At 40.3% G+C, this 6,322-nt stretch carries 5 protein-coding genes and 1 pseudogene; 2 read left to right on the top strand and 4 right to left on the bottom strand.

Annotated features, from left to right (window positions below):
* Positions 1-102: 102 nt before the first annotated feature.
* Positions 103-813: a ribose-5-phosphate isomerase RpiA gene (gene rpiA, locus AN490_RS01300; RefSeq protein ID WP_015080467.1), complete on the bottom strand. Its 711-nt coding sequence runs from the start codon at positions 811-813 to the stop codon at positions 103-105.
* A gap of 394 nt (positions 814-1,207) precedes the next feature.
* Here rpiA and AN490_RS01295 point away from each other — a divergent pair, with 394 nt between their 5' ends.
* The gene (locus AN490_RS01295) at positions 1,208-1,879 is read left to right on the top strand and encodes an S-layer homology domain-containing protein (protein WP_299999224.1); all 672 of its coding nucleotides are present in this window, start codon (positions 1,208-1,210) and stop codon (positions 1,877-1,879) included.
* On the opposite strand, the gene AN490_RS01290 is transcribed toward AN490_RS01295, so the two are convergent.
* From AN490_RS01290 to AN490_RS01280, 3 genes are all read right to left on the bottom strand, one after another.
* Positions 1,876-3,093 (bottom strand): M20 family metallopeptidase, encoded by a 1,218-nt coding sequence (locus AN490_RS01290; protein ID WP_299999222.1) that lies wholly within the window; start codon positions 3,091-3,093, stop codon positions 1,876-1,878. The two genes, AN490_RS01295 and AN490_RS01290, sit on opposite strands and share 4 nt — an antisense overlap.
* Positions 3,094-3,169: 76 nt before the next feature.
* A complete protein-coding gene (gene bioD, locus AN490_RS01285) occupies positions 3,170-3,847 on the bottom strand; it encodes a dethiobiotin synthase (RefSeq protein WP_168633584.1) in 678 nt (225 codons plus the stop codon).
* Positions 3,848-3,910: 63 nt separating this feature from the next.
* Positions 3,911-5,593 carry a serine/threonine-protein kinase gene (locus AN490_RS01280; protein WP_299999220.1) on the bottom strand — a complete coding sequence of 561 codons (1,683 nt, stop codon included), beginning with the start codon at positions 5,591-5,593 and terminating at the stop codon, positions 3,911-3,913.
* A gap of 428 nt (positions 5,594-6,021) precedes the next feature.
* Between AN490_RS01280 and AN490_RS01275 the strand changes: the two are divergent.
* A pseudogene (locus AN490_RS01275) lies at positions 6,022-6,322 on the top strand (addiction module component); the annotation flags it as partial.

Below are 6,322 nucleotides of genomic sequence, written 5' to 3'. Positions count from 1 at the left end.
TATCATGTCACCGCGAATAAATTCGCCGTTGGCACTTCCTCCACGCATCTATTGCCAAGTGGCTTCCGTGCCTTTCGTTCTATTTGGTGATTAGGTACTAATTTAAAGTTGTCTGACTACAGGTTTACCGTCAATAACTTCACCAACAAGCACGATATCTGCACAATTGACGAAAATGCCATTTTCCAAAACACCAGGAATATTATTCAGGGTTTTTTCCAGGTTTACAGGGTCATCAATGCTATCGAATGTGACATCCAAAACCATGTTACCTTGATCAGTGATCACAGGTCCGGCTTTCCTCACACCCATCCGCAATTCTGGCTTACCACCAAGTGCTTTAATGGCATTAGTGACGGGGGTAAGTGCCATAGGAATAACTTCAACTGGTACAGCGAAACTAGAACCCAAGCGCTCTACTAACTTACCACCATCAACGACGACAATAAACTGTGTTGCTAGGTAATCTACAACTTTTTCGCGGGTATGTGCCGCACCACCACCTTTAATCAAGTTTTTGTGGGGGTCTACTTCATCTGCCCCATCTATGGCAATATCAATATGGTCTACAGCGTCTAAAGTGGTGAGGGGAACGCCATACTCTTTGGCTAAAACTTCTGATTGAAATGAGGTGGGGATACCGACAATATCTTTGAGTTCCCCTGATTTGAGGCGTTCTCCTAAATACTGAATGGTGTAAGCTGTAGTTGAACCTGTACCCAAACCAACTATTGAACCGGATTTTACTAAATTGGCGGCCGCTTTGCCAACTTCTTGCTTCATCAATTTAACTGGATCTGCTGGTATGGACATTCTTTAACTCCTGAACAATTAAGGCTATAGAAAATACTATCACAGCCAACTATATTATAAAATTGGTAATGGTTAATAGATCAGATATTAAATCTAAAGTTTGATTAATTATACCAGAAAAATCTTCATAGCTAATTATGTAGAAAATTGGCAACTTCAATTATTCAAGCAACGTCAATATTATTCAGAGGGAACAGGGAACGGGCAACAGGGAACAGAGAAACTCATGTTTAGAAACATGAGATTGAAATAATGACACTGTTTTTTTTGTGCTACGCATCTTGTAAAAACATCCTTTTTTGACTGAGCTTTAAACTCTGAAACTTTAGTTTCTTATCTGTTCGCTGTTCCCTATTCCCTTTTTTAGTAATACAGTTATAAAATAATAGTCGCAATGAAAAAATTACTAGGGATATTGAGTTTAATCACACTTCTCCAAAATTCCCCAATTATTGCCCAGGAACAATCACCAGATCCAATATCTGTTACTAGTTCAGAGTATATACAAAAGGTAGTTGATTCTAAGTTAATGGATAACTTTCCCGATGGTAAATTTTATCAGGATAAGTTAATTAGTCGTGCAGAATTAGCATCAATTTTAGTGAAGGCATTTTATTTAGATAAACGGGCTATTATTCCTGAAAAAAAATCTCTATTTATCCCTGATGTTCCTCCTTCTCATTGGGCATATAAAGATGTTCAGATAGTTTTGAAAACTGATATTATGAAAGGTTATCGAGGAAATCTATTTTTCCCCAATCAAAGGGTTACTAGAGCCGAAGGTTTAGCGATTTTTGCCCAAGCTTATGGGGTTTTCCAATTTCCTGATCAAAGCGTTGATAAGATTCTCTCATCACATCCAGATGCCATAAATATACCTGATTGGGCTAGGAAAGCTATCGCTACAGTCATTGCTGAAGAACTTGTGAATATGGATACACAAAGTAATATTTACCCACAACACCCCATGACCAGAGGAGATTTAGCTTATGTGCTGAGTAAGTATTTACAACGTCAACATCAGGAATCAGAAACACCTGTAATTCCCAGTATTTCTCCATTTTAAGCCAAAAACTTGTTTACACAGCGAACAAACATTTCCACACCTATTGGTAAAGCCGTTTCATCAAAATCAAATCGGGGATGATGATGAGGATAATCTAATTTTTTCTCTGGATTTGCAGAACCAAGAAAAAAGTAACAACCGGGAACTTCTTGCAAGAAAAATGACATATCTTCCCCACCCATTGTTTGACACTCAGGAACGATACCAAGGGGGGTTTCTATCACTTCCTCTGCAACTGAACGAACTAATGCCGCGATTTCCGCATCATTGATAACTGGTGGATAAAGATGAATATAATCTAAGTCATAATTTGCACCGTGACTTTGACAAATTCCCCCAACAATTTGTTGAATGCGTTCTTTAAAAAAACCTGCTAAATCAGGATTAAAATATCTCACTGTCCCACCCATTCTTGCGGTATCAGCAATCACATTAACTGCTGTGCCGGCGTGGAGTTCTCCCACTGTCACCACAGCCGCATCAATGGGGTTAACATTACGGGAAACAATAGTTTGTAAAGCATTGACTATTTGCGCCGCTACCACGATAGAATCTACTGTTTGCTGAGGAATTGCCCCATGTCCACCTTTACCAAAAATGGTGCAGCGAAACAATTCTACAGCGGCCATTAATGCCCCAGCGCGGACTCCCACAGTTGCCAATGGCAGATTATTCCATAAGTGTAAACCGATAATGGCATCAACATCAGGGTTCTTCAATACACCTGCTGCGATCATCGGTTTTGCCCCACCGGGACCTTCTTCTGCGGGTTGGAAGATAATTTTTACTGTGCCACTAAAGTCTTGTCGGTGTTGATTGAGGTAATATGCCGTACCGAGAGCGATCGCTGTATGTCCATCATGTCCACAAGCGTGCATCACACCATCATATTGAGAACAATAGGGAACTTCATTCTCTTCTTGAATAGGTAAAGCATCCATATCCGCCCGTATTGCTAATACTTTACCATTGCCAGATTTTTCACCTTTAATAATCGCCACAATTCCCGTTTCTGCAATACCTGTTTGATGTGCAATTCCCCAACTTTGCAACTTTTCAGCAATAAACTCAGCGGTAATTTTTTCCTGAAAACCTAATTCTGGTTTTTGGTGAATTTGTCTTCTCCACTCTACTAATTGCGGTTGCAAAGCCCGAATTGCTAACCGCACATTTTTAAGATTTACCGTTGAAGCCAAAGGAAATGTAGAAACCATATTTATCAATTAAAAATTAACAATTAACAATTAAAAAACTCTTCCCAATCACCAATTACCAATTACCAATCACCCATTAGCTACAATATATTTCCCAATCTAAAGCCGCAGCAACTTTTGCAAGTTGTTCCAAATCTCTGGGATTTTCCAGATAGGGAACACAACCTAAAACGGGAATATTTGTCAATGATTGAATTAACTCTGGTGGTGTTAAATCAGCAATTTCTTCCTTGGTGCGGGGTTGGGTGCAATTAAGAATAATTCCGCGCAGATTGATTTTATGTTGCCTAGCTAATGCTACATTAGCAACAGCCTGAGCGATCGCCCCCAATCTGACCGGCACCACCAAAAAAGTCTGTAATCGCCATTCACCCGCCAAATCAGCCACCGTCAACTCATCAGTAATCGGTGAACCCAAACCCCCCAAAGATTCCACCAACACAAAATCACGTTGTTTCTGCAAAGCCAACAAAGTTCGCCAAACTATCGCTAAATCAATTTGACGATTTTCCTTAGCCGCAGCTATGGGAGGGGCTAAAGGGGCTTGAAAATACAAAGGTGTAATTTCTTCTGGTGACTGTTCCAAATTAAACAGAGTTTGGTACAGTTCCCTATCACCCAACCCCGATTGAATTGGCTTCATCATCCCCAAACTACGCTGGGGATAATATTTTTGCCAATAAGCGGCTATTGCTGCTGTGATAACAGTTTTACCAGCATCCGTATCAGTTCCCGCAATCAGTAAAGTATTCAACAACGTTTTTTTGCTAAAAATGACAACTTAATTTGCTTCTTTTCATAATTTAACGTTAAAACGTTAATTTGTCCCATTAAACCCTGGAGTTGACGTTTCTGTAGGAGTTGGCGTTTCTGTGGGAGTTGGCGTTTCTGTGGGAGTAGGGGAAGTCGTAGGAGTTGGCGTTTCTGTGGGAGTAGGGGAAGTCGTGGGGGTTGGCGTTTCCGTCGGTGTTGGCGTTTCTGTGGGAGTTGGCGTTTCCGTTGGTATTGGTGCTTCTAAAGCTACATTCAAACTATAATTAACCTCCGAAACACCCCCAGACAAACCTAATCGAATAATATATCTCCCATCATTAGCTAATATTCCTTCATAAGAAGTAGATTGTTGATCTTGAGTATTAATGATTTCACGATTAGCAGTGAAAATCGTCAGTACAATCCCACTGTTTTCATTTACAGATACAGTTAATTTTTCCCCGATCTTACCTTGTAAACTATATTCAACCAATTCATTTTCCCTCAGTGTTCCGTCAATTGTCGCCTTGTTAGATTTGTCTAATCTCAGACGTTGACGATTAATCACAGGTTCACTATTAGTTACTGTGGGTGTTGGAGTTGGTGTTGGTGTTAATAATGTCCCACTAGGAATAACTGGAGAAGGAAATGATTGTGGGGTTGTGATTGTTTCTGTTGCTGGACGAGACTGATTTTTCAGTGAATTCACCAAAGTCCAAGAACCAAACCCTGCTAAAATAATCACAACACCGCCAATTCCTGCCAACGCCCAAGCATTATCCAAAATAGAGCTACTTTGTCCAGAATTAACTGAAGGTTGCGGCTTTTCAGATGTTTTTGATATCGGTTCAGGACGATGCCCGATAGCGATAGTTTGTAGATGAGATAAATTAGCAGCAGGTTGGCTACTATAACCTAAGTTAAGCAGTGCCTGAGTAACATCAGCGGCACTTTGATACCGTTCCCCCGGCAGATAACTCAACATTCGCTGCAAAATTTGAGCGAATTCCGGTTTTACTGTTGCCCACTGTTGCCAATTCCATATTAGTTCCTGCTCATCAAATAAATCTGCGGGTTCTTTCCCCGTCAACAAAACTATCGTCGTCACAGCCAACGCGTACAAATCACTACTAGGATATGCCCTACCCGTTTGCATTTGCTCACTAGGCGCATAACCCAATTTACCTACAGTAGTTACTGGTGTGGGGCTTGAGGATTGTAATTTTGTGGCTAACTCCTTGACTACTCCAAAGTCAATTAATACAGGCAGGGAATCACTTTCCCGTAAAATCATATTCTCTGGGGAGATATCCCGATGAATAATTCCCTGACCGTGAATATAACTAAGAACAGGCAACAAAGTGCGTAGTAAATGCAATACCTCTGCTTCGGTAAAAGTTGTGCCAACATCTTGGCGTTCTCTGAGCAAATTCCGGTAAGTCTTACCAGCCACAAAATCTTGCACCAAAAATAACTTTTCGTTTTGGGCAAATTTTTCCCGAAATTTGGGGATTTGTGGATGCTCAATTTGATACAAGATAGCAGCCTCTCGTTCAAATAACTCTTGTGCCTTTTCTCCACCGGATGTTCCCGTACTTAGGGCAATTAACTCTTTAAGCACACAAAGTTCATTAAAGCGTCTTTGGTCTTCTGCTAGATAGGTTCTACCAAATCCCCCCTGTCCAATAATGTGAATTATGTGGTAACGATTTTGTAGGATAGTACCAACTGTAATCGGTGATTGCATGGTCTATTGATTGAATATAATAATAACAACAGAGCTAGAACTTAACAAAACTATCGCCTGTCCACAACATGACTCAAAGTGTCTCAATTGTGGCTTCCGTAATTTTCCTCAGTCACCCCGCCCACAAGGAAGTGTATACTAGAAACAAGTCTGGCATTATTCTATTCTGACATTCGGACTTTAGTCAGGACTTGTCCAATATAGTAGCAGGTATAATCCGGGATAAATAAATCAATTGGCATCCACAGCAATGTCTAACTCTCTAATCTCGAGATAACGTAGTATACTGGGGTTAATCGTATTTAAACCCAAGATGAAATACCTAACCCCAGAACAAGTTTACAAACAATTTGGTGATTACCCCAAGACAACCGCAGAATAGGCTGTCAATGGGAGTATAATAATAAAAGACGTAGTAAGTCTAGAATATGAAACTCAAAGTTAAAAATCAGTTAACCGTTACGAGAATCGCTATTTTAGGGACTGAAAAACTAAATACTTGGAAATCTAACGAACTTGATTTAATTGCCTTGCGTTTGGGACAACTACGCTCTGACTTGTGGAATGAGTTCGGGTCGTTGAAAGCCTGGGGTGTGTCTAAATTTGAGATTGACAAACAGCTACGCACATCGAAAGACAAGTATCAATTACCTGCTAAGTTATGGGATTCAACCCTCTACGATGTAATTGATGATATCCACTTGGTTCAGGCTGCTTGTGTCGAAAAGG

The sequence above is a fragment of the Anabaena sp. AL09 genome, assembly GCF_001672255.1.
Classification (GTDB): domain Bacteria; phylum Cyanobacteriota; class Cyanobacteriia; order Cyanobacteriales; family Nostocaceae; genus Dolichospermum; species Dolichospermum lemmermannii.
Note: the sequence above shows the minus strand (reverse complement) of the source record. Positions and strands in the feature narration are given on the sequence as shown.

Bases quoted from the DNA above. Each gene is read 5' to 3' on its own strand.
- AN490_RS01295 (WP_299999224.1), top strand. From the start codon at position 1,208: ATGAAAAAATTACTAGGGATATTGAGTTTAATCACACTTCTCCAAAAT.
- AN490_RS01290 (WP_299999222.1), bottom strand. From the start codon at position 3,093: ATGGTTTCTACATTTCCTTTGGCTTCAACGGTAAATCTTAAAAATGTG.
- rpiA (WP_015080467.1), bottom strand. From the start codon at position 813: ATGTCCATACCAGCAGATCCAGTTAAATTGATGAAGCAAGAAGTTGGC.
- AN490_RS01280 (WP_299999220.1), bottom strand. From the start codon at position 5,593: ATGCAATCACCGATTACAGTTGGTACTATCCTACAAAATCGTTACCAC.